Annotated in this window: 28 protein-coding genes, 1 tRNA gene and 1 pseudogene; 17 read left to right on the top strand and 13 right to left on the bottom strand. The window is 60.7% G+C overall.

All coding sequences use genetic code 11. From position 1 onward, the window contains the following. Window positions 1–4 precede the first annotated feature (4 nt). Complete coding sequence (locus G3574_RS11705) at window positions 5–484, bottom strand: type 2 periplasmic-binding domain-containing protein (protein WP_235953316.1); 480 nt, start codon at window positions 482–484, stop codon at window positions 5–7. Window positions 485–654: 170 nt separating this feature from the next. Here G3574_RS11705 and G3574_RS11700 point away from each other — a divergent pair, with 170 nt between their 5' ends. Next, window positions 655–1,449, top strand: coding sequence for a substrate-binding periplasmic protein (locus G3574_RS11700; RefSeq protein ID WP_163963238.1), 795 nt, complete (start codon window positions 655–657; stop codon window positions 1,447–1,449). A gap of 37 nt (window positions 1,450–1,486) precedes the next feature. Here G3574_RS11700 and G3574_RS11695 read toward each other — a convergent pair whose 3' ends face one another. From G3574_RS11695 to G3574_RS11670, 6 genes and pseudogenes are all read right to left on the bottom strand, one after another. Then, the gene (locus tag G3574_RS11695; protein WP_163963237.1) at window positions 1,487–2,464 is read right to left on the bottom strand and encodes a peptide ABC transporter ATP-binding protein; all 978 of its coding nucleotides are present in this window, start codon (window positions 2,462–2,464) and stop codon (window positions 1,487–1,489) included. After that, a complete protein-coding gene (locus G3574_RS11690; protein WP_163963235.1) occupies window positions 2,461–3,474 on the bottom strand; it encodes an ABC transporter ATP-binding protein in 1,014 nt (337 codons plus the stop codon). The genes G3574_RS11695 and G3574_RS11690 overlap by 4 nt, the downstream gene beginning before the upstream one ends. Window positions 3,475–3,487: 13 nt before the next feature. Further along, entirely contained in the window at window positions 3,488–4,420 is a 933-nt protein-coding gene (locus tag G3574_RS11685) for an ABC transporter permease subunit (RefSeq protein ID WP_163963232.1), read from the bottom strand. Beyond that, window positions 4,417–5,427, bottom strand: coding sequence for an ABC transporter permease subunit (locus G3574_RS11680; protein ID WP_163963230.1), 1,011 nt, complete (start codon window positions 5,425–5,427; stop codon window positions 4,417–4,419). Before G3574_RS11680 ends, G3574_RS11685 begins: the two co-directional genes overlap by 4 nt. A gap of 502 nt (window positions 5,428–5,929) precedes the next feature. Then, a pseudogene (locus tag G3574_RS11675) lies at window positions 5,930–7,051 on the bottom strand (ABC transporter substrate-binding protein); the annotation flags it as partial. 658 nt (window positions 7,052–7,709) lie between these two features. Next, a complete protein-coding gene (locus G3574_RS11670; protein ID WP_163963226.1) occupies window positions 7,710–7,892 on the bottom strand; it encodes a hypothetical protein in 183 nt (60 codons plus the stop codon). Between the two features lie 395 nt (window positions 7,893–8,287). On the opposite strand from G3574_RS11670, the gene G3574_RS28685 reads away from it, so the two are divergent. Together G3574_RS28685 and G3574_RS11665 are read left to right on the top strand one after the other, a co-directional pair. After that, a complete protein-coding gene (locus G3574_RS28685) occupies window positions 8,288–8,419 on the top strand; it encodes a hypothetical protein (RefSeq protein WP_268958875.1) in 132 nt (43 codons plus the stop codon). A 414-nt stretch (window positions 8,420–8,833) separates the two neighbouring features. Beyond that, entirely contained in the window at window positions 8,834–9,070 is a 237-nt protein-coding gene (locus tag G3574_RS11665; RefSeq protein WP_163963225.1) for a hypothetical protein, read from the top strand. A gap of 58 nt (window positions 9,071–9,128) precedes the next feature. Here the strand turns inward: G3574_RS11665 and G3574_RS11660 are convergent, their stop codons facing one another. Then, window positions 9,129–9,536 (bottom strand): nucleotide pyrophosphohydrolase, encoded by a 408-nt coding sequence (locus tag G3574_RS11660; protein ID WP_163963223.1) that lies wholly within the window; start codon window positions 9,534–9,536, stop codon window positions 9,129–9,131. Between G3574_RS11660 and G3574_RS11655 the strand changes: the two genes are divergently transcribed. The 13 genes from G3574_RS11655 to G3574_RS11595 all read left to right on the top strand — a co-directional run bounded on the left by G3574_RS11655 (window position 9,535) and on the right by G3574_RS11595 (window position 19,662). Further along, entirely contained in the window at window positions 9,535–9,678 is a 144-nt protein-coding gene (locus tag G3574_RS11655; protein ID WP_163963221.1) for a hypothetical protein, read from the top strand. The genes G3574_RS11660 and G3574_RS11655 overlap by 2 nt on opposite strands. 133 nt (window positions 9,679–9,811) lie before the next feature. Next, window positions 9,812–11,050, top strand: a complete 1,239-nt coding sequence (locus G3574_RS11650) for a site-specific integrase (RefSeq protein WP_163963219.1) — start codon at window positions 9,812–9,814, stop codon at window positions 11,048–11,050. Next, complete coding sequence (locus G3574_RS11645; protein ID WP_163963216.1) at window positions 11,047–11,841, top strand: hypothetical protein; 795 nt, start codon at window positions 11,047–11,049, stop codon at window positions 11,839–11,841. Before G3574_RS11650 ends, G3574_RS11645 begins: the two co-directional genes overlap by 4 nt. A gap of 150 nt (window positions 11,842–11,991) precedes the next feature. Then, window positions 11,992–12,234, top strand: a complete 243-nt coding sequence (locus G3574_RS11640) for a hypothetical protein (RefSeq protein WP_163963215.1) — start codon at window positions 11,992–11,994, stop codon at window positions 12,232–12,234. A 3-nt stretch (window positions 12,235–12,237) separates the two neighbouring features. After that, complete coding sequence (locus tag G3574_RS28340) at window positions 12,238–12,525, top strand: helix-turn-helix domain-containing protein (protein WP_235953315.1); 288 nt, start codon at window positions 12,238–12,240, stop codon at window positions 12,523–12,525. A 275-nt stretch (window positions 12,526–12,800) separates the two neighbouring features. Next, on the top strand, window positions 12,801–13,130 hold the full coding sequence (locus G3574_RS11630; RefSeq protein ID WP_163963213.1) for a hypothetical protein: 330 nt from the start codon (window positions 12,801–12,803) through the stop codon (window positions 13,128–13,130). A 72-nt stretch (window positions 13,131–13,202) separates the two neighbouring features. After that, a complete protein-coding gene (locus G3574_RS11625; RefSeq protein ID WP_163963211.1) occupies window positions 13,203–13,643 on the top strand; it encodes a hypothetical protein in 441 nt (146 codons plus the stop codon). Between the two features lie 594 nt (window positions 13,644–14,237). After that, a complete protein-coding gene (locus G3574_RS11620; protein ID WP_163963209.1) occupies window positions 14,238–15,470 on the top strand; it encodes a phage major capsid protein in 1,233 nt (410 codons plus the stop codon). A 14-nt stretch (window positions 15,471–15,484) separates the two neighbouring features. Beyond that, the gene (locus G3574_RS11615; RefSeq protein WP_235953313.1) at window positions 15,485–16,027 is read left to right on the top strand and encodes an HK97 family phage prohead protease; all 543 of its coding nucleotides are present in this window, start codon (window positions 15,485–15,487) and stop codon (window positions 16,025–16,027) included. Beyond that, window positions 16,024–17,301, top strand: a complete 1,278-nt coding sequence (locus G3574_RS11610) for a phage portal protein (RefSeq protein ID WP_163963204.1) — start codon at window positions 16,024–16,026, stop codon at window positions 17,299–17,301. Before G3574_RS11615 ends, G3574_RS11610 begins: the two co-directional genes overlap by 4 nt. Further along, the gene (locus G3574_RS11605; protein ID WP_328804780.1) at window positions 17,234–17,635 is read left to right on the top strand and encodes an HNH endonuclease signature motif containing protein; all 402 of its coding nucleotides are present in this window, start codon (window positions 17,234–17,236) and stop codon (window positions 17,633–17,635) included. The genes G3574_RS11610 and G3574_RS11605 overlap by 68 nt, the downstream gene beginning before the upstream one ends. A 45-nt stretch (window positions 17,636–17,680) precedes the next feature. Continuing rightward, the gene (locus G3574_RS11600) at window positions 17,681–18,154 is read left to right on the top strand and encodes a P27 family phage terminase small subunit (RefSeq protein ID WP_163963199.1); all 474 of its coding nucleotides are present in this window, start codon (window positions 17,681–17,683) and stop codon (window positions 18,152–18,154) included. Continuing rightward, window positions 18,154–19,662 carry a terminase large subunit gene (locus G3574_RS11595; RefSeq protein WP_163963197.1) on the top strand — a complete coding sequence of 503 codons (1,509 nt, stop codon included), beginning with the start codon at window positions 18,154–18,156 and terminating at the stop codon, window positions 19,660–19,662. The genes G3574_RS11600 and G3574_RS11595 overlap by 1 nt, the downstream gene beginning before the upstream one ends. Before the next feature lie 166 nt (window positions 19,663–19,828). Here G3574_RS11595 and G3574_RS11590 read toward each other — a convergent pair whose 3' ends face one another. The 5 genes from G3574_RS11590 to G3574_RS11570 form a co-directional block, all read right to left on the bottom strand. Further along, window positions 19,829–20,446, bottom strand: coding sequence for a DUF6680 family protein (locus G3574_RS11590; protein ID WP_163963195.1), 618 nt, complete (start codon window positions 20,444–20,446; stop codon window positions 19,829–19,831). 114 nt (window positions 20,447–20,560) lie between these two features. Continuing rightward, window positions 20,561–20,635 (bottom strand) — tRNA-Val (locus G3574_RS11585). 35 nt (window positions 20,636–20,670) lie between these two features. Further along, window positions 20,671–21,381, bottom strand: a complete 711-nt coding sequence (gene dnaQ, locus G3574_RS11580; RefSeq protein WP_163963193.1) for a DNA polymerase III subunit epsilon — start codon at window positions 21,379–21,381, stop codon at window positions 20,671–20,673. An 86-nt stretch (window positions 21,382–21,467) separates the two neighbouring features. Next, window positions 21,468–21,908 (bottom strand): ribonuclease HI, encoded by a 441-nt coding sequence (rnhA, locus tag G3574_RS11575; protein ID WP_163963191.1) that lies wholly within the window; start codon window positions 21,906–21,908, stop codon window positions 21,468–21,470. Further along, window positions 21,909–22,685 carry a class I SAM-dependent methyltransferase gene (locus tag G3574_RS11570; RefSeq protein ID WP_163963189.1) on the bottom strand — a complete coding sequence of 259 codons (777 nt, stop codon included), beginning with the start codon at window positions 22,683–22,685 and terminating at the stop codon, window positions 21,909–21,911. Window positions 22,686–22,688: 3 nt separating this feature from the next. On the opposite strand from G3574_RS11570, the gene gloB reads away from it, so the two are divergent. Continuing rightward, window positions 22,689–23,462 carry a hydroxyacylglutathione hydrolase gene (gene gloB, locus G3574_RS11565; RefSeq protein WP_163963187.1) on the top strand — a complete coding sequence of 258 codons (774 nt, stop codon included), beginning with the start codon at window positions 22,689–22,691 and terminating at the stop codon, window positions 23,460–23,462. Window positions 23,463–23,571 lie beyond the last annotated feature (109 nt).

Below are 23,571 nucleotides of genomic sequence, written 5' to 3'. Positions count from 1 at the left end.
CTGATCAGGGCAGGATCGTCACCGCCTTGACCGACGGGTCGAGCTCCGACCTGTCGATGTAGCCGATCGCGTTGACGTTCTCGCTGACGGCTTTCTTGACCTCCGCGCTGGAACGAAACTCCCTTGGTGCCCTGGCCTTGCCGGTGAAGGTCAGCCGCGCCCAGATCGCCTGCACCTGTGCCGGCTCCTTGTCCAGCACCTTGCGGTGAAACTCGCTCCAAATCGCCGAACCTTCCGCCTGCTGGATGGGCACCAGCGCCGCCGAGCCACCCAGGAAATACTGTGCGACCTGTCCCGCATGCATGCGCGAGACGGACTGCTGCGGGTTGACGATGACCGCCAGTTCCGCGCGCGCGCCCGTGCACCATGCCGCCAACAGCAGTACGACGAGCATGAGCAGCATGCCCAGGGCTGGCGGCGCGCGCAGCATTACCGCCCGGTCTCGGATAGGTCCTTCGCGCATGGGATCGTCAAGCGTAGCCATTCATCATCACGGGATGGAAACCGATTCCGGCGATTCCGGAAAATTAAATTAATCCTGAATAACAAACGACGCCAGCACCGGAAATGCTGGCTATGATCTTTCCGTTCACCGTCCCCGCCATGGAATTGCGGCAGAAAAGTTATCGGATTGATACGACACGCCAGCGACGCATGACCGCAACCCGGATCCTCCTCCTGATTCTTTTCCTCCATGCCGCGGCCGCCCGCGCCGGGGAGGTGATCAGGGCATGCGCCGCCGACATCGAATATCCGCCCTATGCCTACTCTTCCGGCCGCGCGGACAAGGGCATGCCCCAGGCCCAGGGAGTCGGCATCGACGTCCTTCGCCGCATCCTCGAGCGCACCGGCAAGGAAACGGCGGAGGTTTCCCTCCTGCCCTGGAAGCGTTGCCTGAAGATGGCGGAAACCGGCGCCATCGACGTCGTCATCAACGTGCCAACCGCCCAGATCGACCCGACGCCCTTCCTGATTTCCGAACCCTATGCGGACGTGCACAGCATGTACTACGTGTCGCGCAGGAACCACCCCGACGGCATCCGCATCCGCAACCTCGGCAACCTGCGTTCGTACAAGATCTGCGGGCTGATCGGAAACACGTATGAAAGCTATGGCATTCCAACGGAAAGCGTGGATCGCGGCGCGAAGACCTATCTTGCCCTGGTCGACAAGCTGCATGCGGGACATTGCGACCTCTTCATCGAAAAGCGCGAGGTCATGGAGGGCCTGGTCCGGTTCAATGCCGACCTGACGAATGCCCTGGGGCCGGCGCAGATCGCCGGCGCGTCCTTGCCGGAAGATGCGCCCATCGGCCTGCACTTCGCGATCAGCAAGCGCTCCCGGGACGCCGGGCGCCTGCTGGAGCGCATCGACGACGAAATCACGGCGCTCAGGTCATCGAAGAGCGTTGACCGCATGCTGAAGAAGCACCTCGGCGGCCGGCACTGAGCGCGCTGAGCGATCCGGCGAACCCGGCCGCGGACGGCTAATCGATTTCTTCCACGCGGTGGCAGGCCACCTTCCGGCCATCGAATTCACGGTAGGCCGGCACCTCCTGGCGGCAGCGTTCGACCGCGTACGGACACCGCGTATTGAAGGCGCAGCCGGGCGGCGGCGCGAGCGGCGACGGCAGTTCACCGCGCAGCATGATCTTTTGCTGGCGCTGCGCCGGGTCGATGCGCGGCGTGCTCGCAAACAGGGCCCTGGTGTAGGGATGCAGGGGACGGGCGAACACCTGCTGCTTGCTGCCGTGCTCCACCGCCTTGCCGAGATACATGACCAGCACCTCGTCGGCGATGTGCTCGATTACCGCCAGGTTGTGCGAGATGAAGAGGTAGGACACGCCGCTCGCCTGCTGCAGGTCCATCAGCAGGTTCAGCACCTGCGCCTGTATCGAGACGTCGAGCGCCGACACCGGCTCGTCGGCCACGATCACCTTCGGATCGAGCATGAGGGCGCGCGCGATCGCGACCCGCTGGCGCTGGCCTCCGGAAAACATGTGGGGATAGCGGCCATGGTGTTCCGGCCGCAGGCCGACGCGCGCCATCATGGCTTGCGCACGGTCCCGGCGCTCAGACTTGTTCAACGCGGTATTGATTTCCAGCGGCTCTTCGAGCATCGCGCCGATCTTCTTGCGCGGATTGAGGCTGGCATATGGATTCTGGAACACCATCTGCACCAGCGGCCTGACCTGCTTCAGCGCGGCACGGTCGGCATGGGCGATGTTGCTGCCGCCGATCCAAAGCTCGCCTTCGGTCGGGTGTTCGATCATGGTGACCTGCCGCGCCAGCGTGGACTTGCCGCAGCCCGATTCGCCGACCACCGCCAGGGTGCGGCCGGGCTCGAGGCTGAACGACACGCCGTCGAGCGCGCGGGCGATCGCCTTGGGCTTGAACCAGCCCTGCGCCACCGGGTAATGCTTGACCAGGTGGCGCGCTTCGAGGATGGGCGTTGCGCTGCTCATGCCGCCCTCTCCGCCCGCCGCTGCTCCCAGCCGTTGGTCGGATGCCCTTGCGCATCCAGGGGAAAGTGGCAGCGTGACTCGCCTCCTTCCACCGCGTTCAGGCCGGGACGCGCTGCGCGGCAATCCGCCACCGCATAGCGGCAGCGCGGATGCAGCAGGCAGCCCGCCGGCCTGTCGTGCAGTCCGGGAACGACGCCCGGTATGGTCTGCAGACGTGCGCGCCCGGCGTTATGCTCGGGCAGCGCGGACAGCAGGGCCTGGGTATAGGGATGGCGCGGCGCGTGGAAGATGTCGGGAACGCGCCCGGTTTCCATGACCTGGCCGGCATACATCACGACGACCCGGTGCGCCGTCTGGGCGACGACGGAAAGGTCATGGGTGATCAGCATGAGCGCCATGCCGCGTTCGCGCTGCAGGCCCACCAGCAGGTCCAGGATCTGCGCCTGCACCGTCACGTCCAGCGCGGTGGTGGGCTCGTCGGCGATCAGCAGGCGCGGATTGCAGGCGATGGCCATCGCCACCATCACGCGCTGGCACATGCCGCCGGAAAGCTGGTGCGGATAAGCATCGAGCCGGCGTTCCGCGTCCGGTATGTCGACCTGCCGCAGCAGCGCCAGGGCTTTCGCGCGCAGCTCGCGCGCCGATCCGCCTTCATGCACGCGCAAGGTTTCGATGAGCTGGTAAGCCACGCTGTAGGACGGATTCAAGCTGGTCATCGGATCCTGGAAGATCATGGCGATGTCCTTGCCGAGCAGCGCGCGGCGCCGCTGCTCAGTCATGGCGAGCAGGTCCTGCCCGTCGAAACGCATGGCATCGGCCTTCACCCGCCCGGGGTAGTCGATCAGTCCCATGAGCGCGAGCGAGGTCACGCTCTTGCCGGAACCGGACTCGCCCACGATGCCGACCACCTCGCCCGCTTCCACCGAAAGGTCGAGCCCGTCGACGGCGGTGAACGGCGTCGCGGCCGCGCCGAACTCCACCTTGAGATTCTTGATTTCCAGTAGTGCCATCGCTTGGCTCTTCCTAGCGTTTGAGTCGAGGATCGAGGGCGTCGCGCAAGCCGTCGCCCATCAGGTTGAAGGCCAGCACGCAGAGCAGGATGGCGAGGCCGGGAAAGGTCACGACCCACCAGGCGCGCTGGATGAATTCGAGCGCGCTGGCCAGCATCGATCCCCATTCCGGCGTCGGCGGCTGCGCGCCGAGCCCGAGGAAGCCGAGCGCGGCGGCATCCAGGATGGCCGTGGAAAAACCGAGCGTGGCCTGCACGATCAGCGGCGCGACGCAGTTCGGCAGGATGGTGTTGAACATCAGGCGCAGGGTGCCCGCGCCCGCGATGCGTGACGCATTGACGTAGTCCTTTGCCAGTTCGCCGATCACTGCCGCCCGCGTCAGCCGCGCATAGTGCGGCATCAGGACGATGGCGATCGCGTACATGGCGTTCATGAGCCCTGGCCCGAGGATGGCGACCACCGCGACGGCCAGCAGCAGGCTGGGCAAGGCCAGCATCACGTCCATCAGCCGCATGATGGCGATCTCGACGTTGCCGCGGAAGAAGCCGGCCGCGAGGCCGAGCAGGACGCCGAAGCCGAGCGACAGGGACACCGACACCAGGCCGATAACCAGCGAGAGCCGCGTGCCGTGGATCAGGCGCGAGAGCATGTCGCGCCCGACCGGATCAGTGCCCAGCAGGAAGCCCGCCTTGCCGCCTTCCTGCCATGCCGGGGGCAGCAGCGTCAGGTCGCGGTATTGCTCGATCGGCGAATACGGGGCGATCACGTCCGCCAGGAGGGCCACCGCCACCAGCAGCAGGACGATGCCAAGGCCGATGACCGCGCCGCGGTTCTGGCTGAAGTCGCTCCAGAGTTCGCGCAGGGGGTGCGGCGGCGCGAACGCAGCCACCGCCTCGATGGGCTGGACGGCGGCGTCGCGGGTTTCCAGGGGAGAGATGTCGCTCATGAGCTGTGGCGGATGCGCGGGTTGATGATGCCATACAGGACATCGACGACCAGGTTGACGAGAATGACGATGGTGGCCGACATCAGGATGCCGCCCTGCACCACCGGATAATCGCGGCGGTGAATGGCCTCGACCAGCCACTTGCCCACGCCCGGCCATGAAAAGATGGTCTCGGTCAGGATGGCGCCGGCAAGCAGCTGGCCGACCTGCAGGCCGATCACGGTCACGACCGGGATGAGGGCGTTGCGCAGCGCGTGCACCGTCACGACGCGGGCGCGCGACAGGCCCTTGGCGCGCGCGGTGCGCACGTAGTCCTCGCGCAGCACCTCGAGCATGGCGGAGCGGGTCATGCGCGCGATCACCGCCAGCGGGATGGTGCCCAGTGCGATCGACGGCAGGACGAGGTGGGACAGCGCCGAGCGGAAGGCGCCCTCCTCGCCCGACAGCAGGCTGTCCACCAGCATGAGGCCGGTGACCGGAGGCAGGTCGTAGAGGATGTCGATGCGCCCGGACACCGGCGTCCATCCCAGCGTGACTGAAAACAGCAGGATCAGCAGCAGCGCCCACCAGAAGATCGGCATCGAGTATCCGGTGAGGGAAACGCCCATCACGGAGTAGTCGAGAAAGGTATTGCGCTTGAGCGCGGCCAGGACGCCCGCCGGCAGGCCGATCACCACCGCCAGCAGGATGGCGCATGCCGACAATTCCAGCGTGGCGGGAAACAGCGTGAGGAATTCCTTGAAGACCGGTTCATGCGTGACGATCGACCGTCCGAGGTCGCCCTGTAACGCATGCCAGACGTAATCGAGATATTGCACCGGCAGCGGCCGGTCGAGGCCGAATTCGTGTAGCAGGCGGGCATAGCGTTCCGGGTCCATGCCGTGCTCCCCCGAGAGCGCCTCCACAGCGTCGCCGGGGATCAGGTGAATCAGGGCGAAGACCAGCAGCGTTATCCCGAGAAACGTCGGGATCACCAGCGCGACCCGGCGCAAGAAAAAACCGAACATGACGTGTCCTAAGTGATCGGAACCGGAACCCGGCGGAGCCTGGTATGCCTCTTGAGCTTCCCGCCTCAATGCGAAACGCGGCGACCGGTGTGGGCCGGACGCCGCGGTTCACGATGAGGCAGCATGATAGCGAAACCGGCAGGCGGCCGCCAGCACGCGCATCCTTGCCGGCCGCCGCTTGCGCGGCTTATTTCACCAGGTCCACCTGCCGGAAGTAATGATGGGCGGTCGGGTCCATCTTGAAGTTGACCACTTCCTTGCGGACCGGCGTAGTGCGCAGCGAGTGCGCGACCGGGATCCACGGCGCCTCTTCGTTCACGATTTCCTGCGCCTTCTCGTAGAACTTGGTGCGTTCCGCCTTGCTGGTGGTGCCCTTGGCCTTCTGCACCAGGTCTTCGTATTCCTTGTTGCACCATCGGGTGACGTTGCCGCCGCCCTTCACCGCATCGCAGCCCAAGAGGGGAACGAAGAAGTTGTCCGGATCGCCGTTGTCGCCGTTCCAGCCGTACATCATGGCGTGCTGTTCGCCGACCTTGCTGCGCTTGCGGTATTCGCCCCACTCGTAGGTGACGAGCTTGGCGCGCACGCCGATCTTCGCCCAGTCGGCCTGGATCAGCTCCGCCATGCGCTTGCCGTCCGGGTTGTAGGGCCGGGTCACGGGCAGGTACCACAGGTCGACGTCGACGCCGTTCGCCAGGCCGGCCTTGGCCATCAGTTCCTTGGCCTTGGCGACATCATGGGGATACGGCTTCACCTTGTCGTTGTAGGACCACATGGTCGGCGGAATCGGGTTCTTGGCGATCTGGCCGGCGCCCTGGTAGACGGCATTCAGGATGGCCTGCTTGTCGAGGGCCATGGTCAGGGCCTGGCGCACCAGCTTGTTGTCGAAGGGCTTCTTCTCCACGTTGAAGCCGATGTAGCCGACGTTCAGGCCTTCCTGGGTCAGCAGCTTGATGTTGGCGTCGTTCTTCATGAGCGCGATGTCGGCCGGCTTGGGCAGCGCCATGACATGGCATTCGCCCGCCTTCAGCTTCGCGTAGCGCACCGAGGCGTCGGGCGTGATGGCATAGATGAGGTTGTCGATCTTCGGACGGCCGCCCCAGTACTGGTCGAATGCCTTGTAGCGGATCACTGCGTCCTTCTGGTAGGAGACGAACTGGAAGGCGCCGGTGGCGACGGGCTCGCGGTCGATCACGTCCGGAGTGCCGGCCGCCTTCATCTTGTCGGCGTACTCCGCGGAATGCATGGAGAAGAAATCCATCGCGAGGTCGGCGAGGAAAGGCGCCTCCGGATGCTTGAGCTTGAAGCGCACGGTGTAGTCGTCCACCTTCTCCAGCTTGTCGACGATCTTCGAAATGCCCATGTCCTCGAAGTACGCGAAGGTCTGGCCCGGCGTCACCTTGTGGAAGGGATGGTTCGGATCCGCCATGCGGTAATAGGTAAAGATCACATCGTCGGCATTGAAGTCGCGGCTGGGCTTGAACTTGGCGGTGGTGTGAAACTTCACGCCCTTGCGCAGCTTGAAGGTATAGGTCAGGCCATCAGGCGAGATCTCCCAGGATTCCGCCAGCGCCGGCACGATGTTGGTGGTGCCGGTATCGAACTCGACCAGCCGGTTGAACATCGGGACGGCCGAGGCATCCATGGTGATGCCGGTCGTAAAGAACTGCGGGTTGAAGCCTTCCGGACTGCCTTCCGAACAGAACACCAGCGTCTTGGCGGCAAACGCCGCGCCCGAGAACGCGCACAGCATCGCAATCATGCCCGCCTTCAGCAGCGGTCTACCCTTGCTTTTCATTCGTCTTCTCTCCATGGTAAGCAGCCGTCTCGTGAACGGCTTTCGATCTAGTGAGGTATAAGCGAAGCGCGCCAACCTGGTTTGCGCGCACGCAAGCCGAGTCCGGTATTGTGACCGATAAAGCAATAATTTTTTTGGAAAAATGAAAAACGCGGGGCACGCTGCCATTGGCGGTAACGTCGCCATTGATGGCGGAAGCGGAGGGAGCCGGCGTGGAAACGCCGGCCAGATGAAGACGCAGCATGGAGGCCGGCCTTATTCAGCCTGGCTATGACAGTTATAGCGATAATGAATTTGCCATCGATGCTGCGCTGCAGTAAAGTAGCACCTGTCTCCTCCAACTCTCCTTGAATTGGATTTAGCCCGCGAATGCAAATTTCGCGGGCTTTTTTTTGCCCGCAAACGGATCGGCGATGAAACAGCTAGGCAAGGACGATCTTTGCAGTAAAGGAATGAGGACTGCGGGGGGACGGTGAACGTGCCTTCATGCGGCACATTGCACTTCCTTGTCGATGGACCAGCCGGCGGCTCGGTCATAAGGGTCGTCGGTGTGTTTCCACTCGGTGTGGCACTGGCTGCAGGCGTAATGCGTGATCCACGCTGCCTTGCCCTTGCCGGGACGCGCGATCCGCTGGGTCAGCCCGATCTGCACGAGATGCTCGTGCATGCGCGAGGTTCGAACATTGACTGGCAACGACGCGCATAGAATGCATTGCATCTCATTCTCCCAATCATTTGTGTGAACGCTGGATAGACATGCAGGATTTGCATCAGTTCAAAATTACCTGTTAAAAATTGTGACGTGTTCAACACTTCCACCGGCCAATTGAGCGCTTTCAAATGCGCCGCATAAACTAAATGAACGGGGGCAATGCCAAACGGCCTAGGATGGTACGTTTGCCAAGAAAAGTTCCCCGGTTTTCGCGGAAGGAAAGACCAGGTTTGCGCCGACGCAAAAAGAATTTCGTCAAGTTGCCATTCTGACTCTTGATCCAAAGCACAGAGCCTTTACAATGCTCAACATCCCCTGATTGCTGTCACTGAAAGCCCCTCATGGAAAAAATGCTCGACCAAACCGGCAACACGACTGGCATGCGCTTCAACGTGAACAAGTTCCAGGCGGCACTCTGCATTGCCGCGTCGTCGGCGGTGAGCATCGGGTTGATGTACTGGGCGGCAAGCACCCTGTTCTGACTGGCAGGCGCGGCACACGCGCAGACATTCATTAAAAGCCGGCTCAAGCCGGCTTTTTCATTTCCCCTCGTCATGCAATAACAGCATTGTCGAATAAAACTAAGTTTTCCTGGCTTGAAGGCGTTGCCTCGTCGTCTGGACGGCGGATGACGTCGTTATACTGAAGGCAGGCGAAACGCAAAGCGACATCGCGTTTCGACCGAGCCCAGAAGGAGACCAATCCGACGCATAGAACCCAACGCTCTCCCGCCCGGTACGCAAGGTGCCGGGCAGACATGGGAAACAACCTGCCTTCGCGACACGCCGCCTGCCAACTGGAGAGCACCATCCGCGTGTCCGCCCCGGAAGCCAAGGTCGCGAGGCAAGACAAAGCAGGCAGCGTATGATTTCCGTGGCGCCCCTCAAAGGCCCACCATGAAAGTGAAATTGAATTTCGGACTGGAGTTGAATGTTGAAAAGCCTTCTTCCGGCAAGAAGGGAAAGAAGGAATCCGGATTCTTTCGGGACTGGAAAGTCCTGACGGCTGCGGCAACCGCGATGCTGGTGTTTTCGACGGCAGGATATGCGGTGATCACACACGACGAGCAGCTCTTTGACAAAGTGCTCGATTCTCTCGTTGGCATGGCGCAAGGCGCTTCACCGAAGCACTGACGCCATCCCAAGACGGTCCGCGAAGCAAGGCAAGCCCGCGGACCGCACCATCACCAGATCACTCTTTGGAAGGCCCGCCGCCCGGCGGGCCTTCTTCGTTCCGGCCTCCCGGGAATGGCGGCAGATGCCCGGCCTTCGCGGCATTTCCTCTCGCCGTCGCCACCGGGTACTTCGCCGCATTCAGAATCATCTTTTCACGCGCCGCGGCAACCAGGTCAACGTCAAGCCTGTCGGCAAGCTGGACCAGGTAGAGCAGCACGTCCGCCATCTCCAGCCGGACTTCCGTCCTTGCCCGCTCGCCCAGTTCCTCCGCGACTCCGGCCTTCAGCCACTGGAAATGCTCCAGCAATTCCGCGGCCTCGACCGAGAGCGCGCAGGCGAGATTCTTCGGCGTGTGAAACTGCTCCCAGTCACGCTCATTCGCGAACTGGCGCAGGGCGTTGCGGAGTTGGATCAGGTCGTTCATGGGGTTTCGCACCATCGATGGAAAACAGGCAGGGAACAACGGAGAAAAAGCGGGCAGAAATACAAAAGCCGGCGTGGAAGCCGGCTTGACTGGAATTCTGGTGGACGGTACAGGGATTGAACCTGTGACCCCTGCCGTGTGAAGGAAAAACCGGTTATCCACTCACGTCCATCGACGTATTATATAGGTATAAAAATCAGAGAGTTAGAGCATTCCGGTCCTTGAATGTCTATACTTGATCGCTGCGGAACTAGTCCACCAGAAGTCCACAGCTCATGAAGGCAAAAATCACAAGGGAATTGCTCCGAGACTTTCAGCCTACCGACAAGGTGATCGACATCGCTGACTCGGAGGTAAAAGGCTTTACCGTTCGAATTACGCCCAGCGGGGCAAAAAACTACGGCATCCGCTATACCGGAAAGGACGGCCGGCAAGTCCGGTTCTCGCTCAACAAGAACTTTCCGACGACTACGGTCAGCGACGCGCGGGAGGAAGCGCGCATCCTGCTGGGCCGAATAGCGGCCGGCGCCGATCCAGCCGAGGAGAAAAAGGCCCGGATCCGCGGAAAGCTCACCCTCTTCTCCTTTATCAATGGCGACTATGGCGATCACCTGCGCGCGCATAACCGCACGGGGGAAGCGATCATTGACCGCCTCAAGGCACTTTTCGCCGAGTATGGCGATAGACCGCTGACCGACTTTGACGTCAGGCTGATCGACAAATGGCGGGCCGCCAGGATCAAAGATGGCCGGAAGGCGTCGACCGTCAATCGAGACCTTAATGACCTCAAGTCGCTTTTCTCGCGCGCGGTGGACTGGCGCCTTATTCCGGAGCACCCTCTTCTCTCGATCAAGCGCATGGATGAATCCGGCGGCAAGATTGTTCGGTTCTTGTCCGACTCTGAAGAATCGCGCCTGCGCTTGGCACTGAATGAGCGGGAAAAGCGCGATCGGGACGGGAGAACCAGGGCGAACGCTTGGCGCGCCACCCGGGGCTATGAGCTACTGCCAAATGTTGAAGAAAATCAATTTGTCGACCATCTGAAGCCGGCCGTGCTTCTGTCGCTTAATACCGGGATCCGCCAGGGGGAGCTGCTCTCACTGCGCTGGGCCGACATCGATCTCGATCTTGCCATCTTGACCGTGCGGGATGAAACAGCAAAGAGCAACAAGACCCGGCACTTGCCACTGAACGATGAAGCCAAGTCCGCACTGGTTCAATGGAAGTCCCAGCACCGAAGCACAGAGTTGGTCTTCCCGGGCCGGGATGGAAGCCGCATGACCGAGGTTAAGACCGCTTGGGGGAAGCTGCTAAAGAAGGCTGAAATAGAGAACTTCCGCTGGCATGACATGAGACATCACTTCGCTTCGCGCCTGGTCATGGCCGGAGTGGATCTGAACACCGTCCGGGAGCTGCTCGGGCACTCGGACATCAAAATGACGCTCCGCTATGCGCACTTGGCGCCGGAGCACAAGGCGGCCGCAGTACAAAAACTGATGAGGACAGCAGCATGATCGAACAGAAGAATGGATTTACTTTTGTAGAAGGACAGCGCGTCTTTTCCGTTACACCGGACGAGATCAGATGGCGCATGCGCGAAACTTGGCTAGATGACATTAGGAATGGACACAACATTATGGTCGACGTCATCCTGCCATACCTCGAGAGAGAAGCTGTGAGTAGGTTGAGCAAGGAAAACTCCGTCTTTAAGGACGGCGCTCCCAGTATTCGCGACGGATACGAAGACTGGCGGATGTGGTGGCTAAACGAAGCATCGCAAAATTGCATAACGCATTCACCTGTGGGACTAGCCGGCGAGCATCTCTCTCCCATTGGACAAACCGCCGTCAATATCATCATGGCGACGTCAGCACTTCGAGAGGCGCTTTCGAGTAGTAAGGCGGAGGAAGCCGCCGCAATCAGCATGCTCCTTATTTGTGAAGCAATCGCTGGCGGCTACTCAATCGAAATGGAGTCCGCAAAAATTTTCGCAGACGCCGCCAAGGAAGCGAAGAAACAAGCCTATGAATCAGGCGCTGGGAAAAGCCATCGTGACCTTCAGCTCGCACGTCGAGCGGCCGTCGATTATGCGAAACGAGCGTGGGTAGAGAAACCAGACACGCGGATCGGTGAGATGGCCGACCAGATCCTTGAACGCCTCAAGCAAAATAAACACAAGCTGACTTCTCTCGAATCATTTCCAAAGCCGGACACTATCAAGACTTGGCTACGTGAGGCTGGCGCGGCCGGGACGCTGGCTATTCCAGAAGCAGCCCAAAAGCGAGGTAGAAGCAAAGCTAATTAATATCTTTCCGCAGCGGACAAATATTTGTTCGCCACGGAAAAATATTTGTCCGCAACGTATCCAAATTTTTTAATTCAGCCGCAATTTATAAAGTCCTTGTCACGCCACTGGTGATAGTGGTGTTCACGAAACTACAGACAAGGAATTTAGATGAGCATCCAATCCAATTTCGAACACGACAAGCGCATCCATAGCAAGCCTGCCTTTACCGTAGCGGAGTTCTGCTACGAACATGGCAACATCTCCCGCAGCTTTTTTCACAAGCTGGTCAACGAAGGCAAAGGGCCCCGCCTGATGAAAGTCGGCCGCCGGACCTTGATTAGTACCGAGGCCGCCGCAGACTGGCGCGCGCAAATGGAAGCCCAGACGAACCAGACCACCGTGGAGGGTTGAGCCATGGATCTGGAAAAAGAAAAAAGCGCGTTGCCCCGCCAAGAGAACGCGCTTTCGAATACACAGCCCGCGCAGAATACCAAAGAAGGTCACATCCTGGCAATTATGCGCGCCGGCCAGAGCTTGAACCGCTTCGAGGCCGAGCGCCTGGGCGACCATTGCCTCCACTCAACGATCTCAAGCTTGCGCGCCAAAGGCTACCAGTTCCATGATGACTGGGAATGGGTGCGGACCCGCTTCGGCCGCGAGGTTCACGTCAAGCGCTATCGCTATATCGGGATGGGCGCATGAGTACAGCTATTGACTCCGGTTTACTGCGGGCGTATGCTTTCCCCGTTGCTGATAAAGAGGCAACCGGGTTTGGAAGCCCGAATTACTCGAGGCGGACAACCGCCACCAGGCGGTATTTTTTCGTCCGTACCATGCTGCGCCTTCAATGGGCGGCGGTGGTGGGGAGGCTTCGGCCTGCCGGTTTCCTTGAGTACCGGTCTTCCAACCCTGCCATCTGCCGCCCCCCCTCGTTTGGAAGCGAGGCGGCGGTTCAACCGCTACTCAAGGAGGCTCGCATGCCTGGCTCAGACTCGTCCAATCGCCCACCCAAAGCCTTATTCCAATCCTTTTCCTGGCACGTCAACGGCGGCCATGATCCGGCCGAAGATCTAGCAGAGCTCGCCCACGATGTCGGCAAAGGGATTGCAGTCATCCTTGATCTGATCGAGGACAGCATCCTCAGCGAAGACAATGAAGATTCTCCCATTCTTGACCATGTTCACCGAGCCGCGTTGAACCGCATGGCGCTGGCTTCCGCCAGAATGCTGACCGAAACTGCCGGCCGCGTCATCGATCGCAACAACAACGAGGAATTGAGGCGGCAAAAAAAGGGGAAGACTCAATGAGCGCCCTCCCTTCCCGATCTAAGTGTTCCGGCCGCGGTTCCAGCTGGACACCTCAAACAGGGCGTTTGAGCGATGACCAAACGCCGACATAAGGACGCCAAGCAAAAGCGCGATGGTGGCGGCTTTATAGCCGTTCCCTTGAGCGTTTTGGATTGTCCGGCCTATCTTGCTCTTTCTCCAGGCGCGGTAAAGCTCTTATGGGATATCGCTTCCCAGCTTAGGGGCGATAACAACGGGCGGCTTTACTGTGCTTGGGTCGTCATGTCGGCTCGCGGCTGGCATTCTCAAACCACGTTGATGAAGGCCAAGTCCGAGCTGCTCGAGTCCGGCCTTCTCTTTGAGACTCGCAAGGGAGCGCGTCCAAACAAGGCGGCCTGGTATGCCGTTACCTGGTTGGCATTGGATGAAATCGACGGGATGGACGTCAAGCCAACAGCATTTCCGCGCGGTGCTTACCGGCATCTGAAAATCGCAAGTCTTACTCCAGTTTCTGGAGTAGCAGCCGCAGCATAGCTCCAGTTTCTGGAGTAGAGAGAGCGTCTACTACTCCAGTTTCTGGAGCAATAGGACCCCTTTTTACCCTTCTCTCTACTCCAGAAACTGGAGCGTTATCTAGAAATACCATCTACCCACCGCATTTGATCGATCACCGGGGGACAAGATGAGAGCAGATTCTCGATGAAGGCACTGAACGTCGTTCCAAAGGCACTGAACCTGACGACATGAGGCACTGAACGTCGTTCACCCCTAAGGCAGCTGTCATAGGCTTACCGCCCTGGAGGAACAGGCCCAAAATTGGAAGGGTTCCGAAAACGGGCCTGTTCCGTTTTTGGGCTCCTTTGCCTCAGGAACAAGTAACCGTTACGGAACCGTTGCTGAGCCGTTACGCGAATCTTCAGGAACGGTTCTCTGCCCCTTCCAAGCCCCTCCGGAGACCCTTCGATGATCCTCGCGAGGGCTCGCGAAAGCTCGCGCAAAACAAGGGCATTTCACCGAGCTGTTCTCCTCTGTTCACCATAGTTTTATCTTTCCTGACTTCAACCCTTCGGGTTTTTCCATTGCTATAACGAGCGAGATTCACCCTTTCCCCTTTGCAAAGGAATCCAAATGACTCTCCAAGAAATTCGTGAAAAAAAGGCCGCCAAAGTGGCGGAGATGCGCTCCCTCCTAGCGAAAGCCGAAACCGAAAAACGCAGCCTAAGCGCTGACGAGTCCTCCAAGTTTGATGCCCTGAAGGCAGAGATCACTGGTTTGGAAGCCGACGAGCAGCGAGCCATGTTCATGGCTGAGACTGAGCGCCGCATGCAAGGTGCTCCGGTAGAACGCCAGCAAGTCGATCTGGAAAGCCGGGTCTCCCTGCTGGACGTTCTCAAAGCGGGCATGGAAGGCCGCAGCCTGACCGGCGCCGCCTTGGAGTACTCGCAAGAGACCGAGCGCCGCACCGGCCGCAAAGCCTCCGGCATGTTCGTGCCGCTGTCCTTGCTGGAGCGCCGCGTCAACCTGACCAGCACAGCAAGCCAAGTGGTCGCCACTGACCTGCGCGCCGACCAGTTCATCGAGCCCTTCCGAAATAAGCTGCTCGCCCGCCAGCTGGGCGCCCGCGTGCTCACCGGCCTCACCGGCAACGTCGATATCCCGGCGTATGGTTCCGGCGTTACCTCTGGCTGGGTTGCCGAAAATGGCGCGCTCTCCGCCTCAGACATGACCTTCGCGAAGAAGTCGCTCGCCCCAAAGCATGTTGGCGCTCTGTCCGAGATGTCCCGCCAGCTTATCCAGCAATCGTCCCCAGCGATCGAGCAGCTCCTGCGCGACGATATGAGCTTCGCCCTGGCGCAAGCGCTCGACACGGCCATGATTAACGGCGGCGGCTCGAACCAGCCAACCGGCATCCTGCCGACTGTAGGCATTCAGACCGCGAGCCTCGCGACGTTGGACTGGGCCGGCATCAATGCCATGCTCCAAAAGCTGGAACTGTCCAACGCCACTGCTAATGCCTGGCTTACTCATCCGCAGGTGGCAACCAAGCTGCGCACTACCCTGAAGTCGGCAACGGCCGGCGCGCAATACCTGGTTGAAGGCGGCTTGATGGCTGAGCTGGGCGTGAGTGTCACGAACCAGGTGCCGGTCAAGACTGGCTCGCCGAACAAGGGCCGGCTCATTCTGGGCGACTTCTCACAAGTCATTCTGGGCCTCTGGTCCGAGCTGGATATCCTGGTCAACCCGTTTGACTCGACCGCCTACGCGCGCGGCGGCGTGCTGGTGCGCGCGATGGCAACAGCCGATATCGTGATTCGTCACCCTGAAGCCTTCGTGGTCGCCGACGACATCGCCATCAGCTAATGGAGGGTGCGGAGATGACCAATACTTTCGAGATACGATCGGGCGGAAGTCTCCGCACCAACTCCACCGGCAAGCTGACCGGCTATGCCGCAGTCTACAACTCCGAGAGCCGCGATCTGGGCGGCTTTGTCGAGATCATCCGGCGCGGCGCATTCGATGCGTCGCTGAAATCCGGCGTCAACATCCGAGCGCTGTGGCAGCACGACGGCAAGGCGCTGCTCGGTACCACTCAGGCCGGCACGCTTCGGCTGATCGAGGATCCCAAAGGCCTTGCCTTCGAGCTTGACCTGCCCAGCACTTCCACCGGCAAGGACCTCTCCATCCTGGTCGACCGCGGCGACGTGGCCGGCTGCTCTTTCGGCTTTCGTGTCCGCGAGAACGGCGACCGCTGGGAGGAGCGAGGAACTTCCCTGGTGCGCGAGCTGCTGGACGTTGATCTGATCGAAATCACGCTGACCGACGACCCGGCCTACATGGACACCAGCATTGCAAAGCGCAGCATGCCGCAGCTCGCTGGTGCCCGCAGCCTCCATGCCCTTTGGCTCGATACCCTATGAACATCATTCAGCGAATCTTCAACCGCATCGAGCGCCGCTCGGAGGACCTATCTTGGCGAGGGGCGGCAATCCTGCGTGGAGGCGGCGGCGCACCAGGGCAGGCGGAAAGCCTGTCGACCGTCTACGCCTGCGTCTCCGCTATCTCCGAGACCATCGCCTCCCTGCCGTTGATCCTCTACCGCAAAACCGACGATGACGGCCGAGACCGGGCCGACGATCATCCGCTTTACAAGGTACTTCACGACTCGCCGAATGACTTGCAAAGCGCTCTGGAATTCCGCGAGCTGATGCAAGCGTCTGTGCTCTTGCGTGGCAATGCCTATGCCGAGATCCTGCGAGGGTATGACGGCCAGGTGCGCACGCTGCTCCCGATTCCCGCTGACCGAGTCACGGTCCTCCAGCTGGACAACGGCCGCCTTGCCTATGACGTGTCAGACCTCAAGGGCAATAAGCGCCGACTGATCCAAGAGGAAGTCTTCCACCTGCGCCACCGCTCCGACAATGGAAAGGTGGGCGTCTCTCCGATTACCGCCAGCCGCGAGACGGTACAGCTTGCACTCGCTGAGCGTGACCATGGCAATAGCACATTCCTCAACGGTACACGCCTGTCTGGCTTGCTCAAGTTCCCCGGCAAGCTCAACGCAGAACAGAAGACCACGATCGGCCAGCACTGGCAAAGCCAGTACGGCAGCGGCGCCAATGCTGGAAAGACTGCTGTGTTGGATCAAGGCTTGGACTATCAGACCGTCTCGATGAGCATGGAGGATGCGCAATGGCTCGAAGCACGTCAGTTCTCTGTGGAGGAAATCGCGCGCCTGTTCCGAGTACCTCCGACCATCATCGGGGATCTGAGACACGGCAACTACAGCAACAGCGTGGAGATGGGTCGCATCTTTGTGGTCCACACCCTGCGGCGCCATCTGGCCATGTGGGAGCAGGCGATCAGCCGCATGCTACTGACCGAAGCCGGACGGCGTATCTACTTCGCCGAGCATAACGTTGAAGGCCTCCTGAGAGGCGACAGCAACAACCGAGCGGATTTTTACGCAAAGGGCATAGCCGATGGCTGGCTCACCGTGGATGAGGTCCGCAAGTTCGAGAACCTGCCCAAGCTCAAAGCCGATGACAAGCCCAAAGCGCCCCAAGCTCCAGACCCTCAAGCCCCGGCTCCAGGAACTCAACCCGATGACGGCAAGGGGGATCCAGGTGCTCAAGACCCCAAGCAGGACCCAAAGCAAGTACCCAAGCAAGACCCTAAAGCAGCGACAGCTTGAGACCGGCCGCACGCTGGCACTCGATGGCGCGGCGTGGCGCAAGCTGCGCGCCTCAGTGCTGGCGGCGCAGCCGCTTTGTGCTGATTGCCAGCGCCTGGGACTGACCGTGCCGGCTAGTGAGGTTGACCACGTCGACAACGATCCGACGAACAACGAGCGATCGAACCTGATGGGGCTTTGTAAGCCTTGCCATTCGTCCAAGACCCAGCGGCATGAGTACTTCAAGCGAACGGGAAAGGTGCTGGCGATGAAGGGATGCGATGCGGATGGGATTCCGATTGACCCTGACCATCCTTGGCGAAAGGCAAAAATCACCAAGACCTCAGCCGCCTAAACCGCCCTGTTCCCCTCATTCATACGCTAACCGTAAATATCCACCATGAAAGTGACACCCAAGCGACGCAGATCCGACTCCGCGGCGGCGGCTGTGAAAGCCGCTCAGGCCGCTTCCATGGGCCCTTTGGCTCCTCCGCCTCATGTCACCCTTCGACCGGGCGACAAACCGTTCTGGGATGCGATTGTGACGGCCCGCGCGCGGGATACTTGGACCGTTTCTGATCTCGCTATAGCGGCGAATCTGGCCCGCAGCCAGGCCGACATCGAGCGCCTCCAGGCGGAGGTCGATATCGAGGGCTTTACTATCCCTTCCGGCAATGGCGTGCCCATCGTCAACCCAAAGCACAAGCTCCTAGAGACGCTTTCCCGACGTGCTGTGTCTTTGGCGCGCATGCTCCACGTTCACGCGCAAGCGACTGTTGGACGCTCCGAAGATGCTTCCAAGGGCCTTCAGCTCGAGAAGGCCGCCAAGGTCGACGATGACGACCTTATCCCGACTATCCGCCTGGTGAAGTAATGAGCCGCGCCGAGAAAGTCATCCGGTTTATCGAGAGCTACTGCCTGACGCCTGACGGCGCGCATGTGGGCAAGCCGCTGGTGCTGGCTGACTTTCAGAAGGACTTCATCCGCGCAGTCTATGACAACCCGGCCGGCACCAGGCGAGCATATCTGTCCATCTCGCGGAAGAACGGCAAGTCCGGTCTCGTGGCCGGCCTGCTGCTGGCGCACCTGGTAGGACCGGAAGCCAAGCTGAACAGCCAGATCGTCTCTGGCGCCATGAGCCGCGACCAGGCGGCGCTGGTCTTTAATCTGGCGTCCAAGATGGTCCAGCTCTCGCCGAAGCTCTCCAAGATCGTGCGCATCGTCCCCAGCGGCAAGCGCCTGCTTGGTCTGCCAATGAATACCGAATACCGGGCGCTGGCGGCGGACGGCAAGACGGCGCATGGCCTGTCTCCCGTGCTGGCGCTGCTCGACGAGACCGGCCAGGTGCGCGGTCCTCAAGATGACTTCATTGACGCAATCACGACCAGCCAGGGAGCGCACGTGGCGCCGCTGCTGATCGCGATCTCCACGCAGGCCGCCAGCGACGCCGACCTGTTCTCGGTCTGGATTGACGATGCTCTCCAGTCCAATGATCCGCGGATCGTCTGTCACCTTTACGCAGCGCCGGCCGGCTGCGACCTGATGGACCAGAAGGCATGGAAGGCGGCGAACCCAGCGCTCGGGATTTTCCGCAGCGAGGATGACTTGCGGGAGCAACTGGGGCAGGCCCAGCGCATGCCCTCGATGGAGAACACGGCGCGCAACCTGCTGCTCAACCAACGCGTGGCCACCGAGTCGCCATTCATCTCGCCTGACGTCTGGAGGGCATGTGACGAGGAGCCGCTACCGTTCGATGACGACTGCCCGGTCTATGCCGGCCTGGACCTGTCTGCCCGTACCGACTTGACGGCCCTGGTGCTGATCGGGAAGGTGGAGGACGTCTGGCAAGTTCAACCCTATTTTTGGACCCCATCGCAAGGTCTGATGGATCGCGCGCGCCGCGACCGCGCCCCATACGACGTCTGGCATGCTCAGGGATTCTTGCGCACCACGCCTGGCGCCACTGTGGATTATGAGCATGTAGCGCATGACATCGTGACCATTGTGGCTGACCTAAACCTCCAGGCGATCGCCTACGACCGCTGGCGCATCGATGTGCTGCGCAAGGAGCTGGAGCGGATCGGCGTGGATCTGCCCCTGGTGGAGTGGGGGCAAGGGTACAAGGACAGCGCGCCCGCGCTCGACGCCCTGGAGGCGGAGCTGCTGAACGGCCGTGTCGCCCATGGCATGCATCCTGTCCTGTCCATGTGCGCGGCCAATGCGGTAGTGACCAAGGATCCGGCTGGATCCCGTAAGCTGGACAAGAGCCGCACGACCGGGCGCATAGACGGCCTCCAGGCCATGGCGCAGGCCTTCGGCATCGCAGCAAGGACGGATGAGAATGCCAACGTCCTGACCGGAGACGGCATCTTGTTTGTGTGACAGAAAGCGAGGGAGAGCACCCCTGCTCGCGCATAGTGCTCCTGGGATTAGTCGGCCAGTGCCCAGAAAGTAAAACCCCGACAGCCGGCGGCAGGTTCCTTTCAGGCCTAGTCCTCCCTCCTGCGCGGCCGGCACCTATTCAATGATGGATTTGCCCCCCACAAAGTTATTTACGGGGCGATTGGCCTTGGGCAGTTTGGCCGCCAGTATTACCAGAACTAGGCAGGTTTATGACTTCCATTGGGATTGCTTGCTGCCGGTTTAGAACTCGAGCCAAGCCAGTGCGTATGACCTCATTCTCCTGTTCGATACGTCCGTGGGCAACGGGGCTATACATTTGCCTCCGCAGGTCTACCGGATCGAAATCGTAATTTTGCTCAATCGCAATGGCTCCGAGCAGCGCGTAGAACTTGTCCTCGCGTGCTTCAACAATTCTAACGATCTGACTTTCATTGAGTGACGGATCATTCACATCGAGCACGTCGAAATAATCCCGCCAGGCACGATAAACAGCTTTTTCCTTCGAAGTTTGCCAACGGAAACGGAAAAAATTGGTCCCATAGAACGCGATGCTGATCATATTCAAAGCTTGAACATGTTCCGCCGACAGCCTCGCGGCCCGCGTCGCCATCAAAGTTTGAAAGATCCGATCCTTTACCGCATGCTTCGCTCGGGCAGCTTCAATCCATTTTTGGGCCTGAACGGCGAGAATTGGCCCGGCAAGTGTTGACCATATCACTAACCACTCTGCCGTTTTGATGCCTTGATCGATCTCACCCGCCATACCTGCCCCTCCTGAGTCTACGCCGGAAAAGTCCACAACAAGTCCAAACGCAAAAAAGCCAGCTTGATTTAGCTGGCTTCGTTTTTGTAAGTCATTGAAATGACTAAGTAATTCTGGTGGACGGTACAGGGATTGAACCTGTGACCCCTGCCGTGTGAAGGCAGTGCTCTACCCCTGAGCTAACCGTCCGGGAGGCGTGATTATGGCATAACTGCTGCAATCAATCAATTCGTGCTCGCGGTCCGCCAGACGCAGCTACCCTTGACCTCCTTGTCGAGCTTGTCCAGCACCGCCTCATGCTCCGCGACTTCTTCTTCGGTTGCTTGCAGGACGATCATCTCGCCGACAGGAATGGCGATCTGGGCGGCCGATTCCGCCGCGCCGTCGTTGGCAACGGCCAGGTCGATCGTCAGGCTGTTCTGGCCGCGGGTCATCGCGAGATAGACTTCGGCGAGCAGCTCGGCGTCGAGCAAGGCCCCGTGCAGCGCGCGATGCGCATTGGAAATGCCGTAGCGCTCGCAGAGCGAGTCAAGGGAGTTGCGCTTGCCGGGATGCATTTCCTTGGCCTGCACCAGGGTGTCCGTCACGAAGCGCACATGCTGGGCGAAGCGCGGCAGGCCGAGGCGCTCTAACTCGGCATCGAGGAAGCCGAGGTCGAACGGCGCGTTGTGGATGATGATCTCGGCATCCTTGACGTAATCGCGCAGCTCGTCGGCGATCTCGGCGAACTTGGGTTTGTCGCTCAGGAATTCCGTGGTCAGTCCGTGCACCGCGAGCGCGCCCTCTTCCGAGTCGCGTTCCGGGTTGATGTAGGTGTGAAAATTGTTGCCTGTGAGCCGGCGATTGATGATTTCCACGCAGCCGACCTCGATGATGCGGTCGCCGGAGCGCGGATTGAGGCCGGTGGTTTCGGTGTCGAGTACGATCTGTCGCATGAAAGGTCTGGTCGGGAATCAGAAGGGCGGACCGGCATGATTGTAGCGCCGGACCGGGGGAATGATAAACGCGTCGCGGAGAGGCTTCAGGCCGCTGCGGCCGCGTCGACGCCAAGGTTGGCCAGCGCATCCGCGCGCTCGTTGCCTGCATGGCCGGCATGGCCTTTCACCCAGCGCCATTCGACCTGGTGCTTCGCCTGGGCGGCATCGAGCGCCTGCCACAGGTCGACGTTCTTCACCGGCTCCTTGGACGCGGTCTTCCAGCCGCGCGCCTTCCAGCCATGGATCCATTCGCTGATCCCCTTCTGCACATACTGGCTGTCGGTATGGATGATCACCTCGCACGGCCGCTTGAGCACGCCGAGCGCCTCGATGACCGCGCGCAGTTCCATACGGTTGTTGGTGGTATTGGCTTCGCCGCCGAACAATTCCTTGCGGTGCTGCCCGGCCACGAGCAAGGCGCCCCAGCCGCCGAGGCCGGGATTTCCCTTGCAGGCCCCATCGGTGTAAATCTCTACTTTATCCATTCATTCCTGCTTGTGTATGCGATTGGTGACCGGCACGCCTTTCGGCGCCTTGGCTGTCTGGCGGGTGAAGGCCGGCCCGACGAGGCGCATGCCGCGGATGCGCTTGACGGCCTGCACGATGTAAACGGCGCCCAGGTAAGGCCACCAGCGATTGCCCGCCTTCTCCATGAAGGTGAAGCGCTTGAGCCATGTCTCGGTGGTGCATGGCGGCACGTAGCAGCCGAAATGGCCGCGGTTGACTTCCATGCTCAGCAGCTTGAGCCAGTCCTTGAGGCGCGGAAGGCTGATGAACTCGCCGTCCTGCGGCAGGAAATGCGCGCCGGTAAGCCGGCCGGCGACCTGCCGCACGCCCCACAGGCTGGCGGGGTTGAAGCCGCAGATGATCACCTGCCCTTCGGGGATCAGGACCCGCTCAACCTCGCGCAGGACCTGGTGCGGTTCCTCCGCGAATTCGAGTACGTGGGGCAGCACCACCAGGTCGAGGCTTTGCGAGGCGAAGGGCAGTTCGGCGAAATCGTGGACCACGACCACCGGCACGCGCTGGCCTTCGATGCCATTTGCCGGCAGGTGCGTGTCCGTGAGCCATTTGCGGGGCATGCGGTTGGCCTGCAGCGCGTCGAGCTGCGGCAAGCCTATCTGCAAGGCATTGAACCCGAAAATGTCGGCCGTGAGCATGTCGAGGCGCTGCTGCTGCCAGGCCTTGACGTAGCTGCCCACCGGCGTCTCGAGCCAGGGGCCGAGCGCTATAATGGCTTTTTCGGGTGAAGAGTGGTCCATCGTATGTTGAATGTATTGACGGTTCCGGCTTTCCAGGACAACTATCTCTGGCTGATCCACGACGGCACGCATGCCGCTGCGGTCGACCCCGGCGACGCCGGGCCCATCCTCGCGGCGCTGCGGGAACATGGTTTGTCCCTTGCCGCTATTCTACTGACTCATCACCATGCTGACCATGTCGGCGGCGTGCCCGCGCTGCTGGAGCGCTACGCGGCCCCCGTGTACGGCCCGCGCAACGATGCCATCCCGCAAGTCACCGTGCCGCTGGGCGAAGGCGAAAAGGCAACGATCCCCGAACTGGCGCTCACGCTCGACGTGCTCGACGTGCCCGGCCATACCCGTGGCCATATTGCCTACGTCGCCCGGGAACAACGCTGGCTGTTCTGCGGCGACACCCTGTTTGCCGGCGGCTGCGGCCGACTTTTCGAGGGAACGCCTGAGCAAATGGCCAACTCCCTCGACAAGCTCGTGACACTTCCGGACGACACGCGGGTGTTCTGCGCGCATGAATATACCTTGTCGAACCTGAAATTCGCGCTCGAAGCCGAGCCGGAAAACACTGCCTTGCAGGCACGCTACGCAGACGCCCAGGCCCTGCGCGCGCAAGGCCTGCCAACGGTTCCCTCCAATATCGGCCTCGAAAAGGCCACGAACCCCTTCGTCCGCTTCCGCGAGCCCGCCATCGCCAATACCTTGATTCAGCGGCAAATTATTTCCACACGGGAACCAATTGCTTGTTTTGCTGCCTTACGCCAATGGAAAAACACCTATCGTTGAGTTGACGCATCCCATGCCGGACTGGTTATGGTGTGTAATAAATCTTGACGCAGGAAAACCCCATTACGTAAACTGCCACGCTTCAGCCAGCCGACGGATGACCACGCGG

This window comes from Noviherbaspirillum galbum (assembly GCF_010974945.1).
In the GTDB taxonomy this organism is placed as follows: Bacteria; Pseudomonadota; Gammaproteobacteria; order Burkholderiales; family Burkholderiaceae_D; genus Noviherbaspirillum; species Noviherbaspirillum galbum.
Note: the sequence above shows the minus strand (reverse complement) of the source record. Positions and strands in the feature narration are given on the sequence as shown.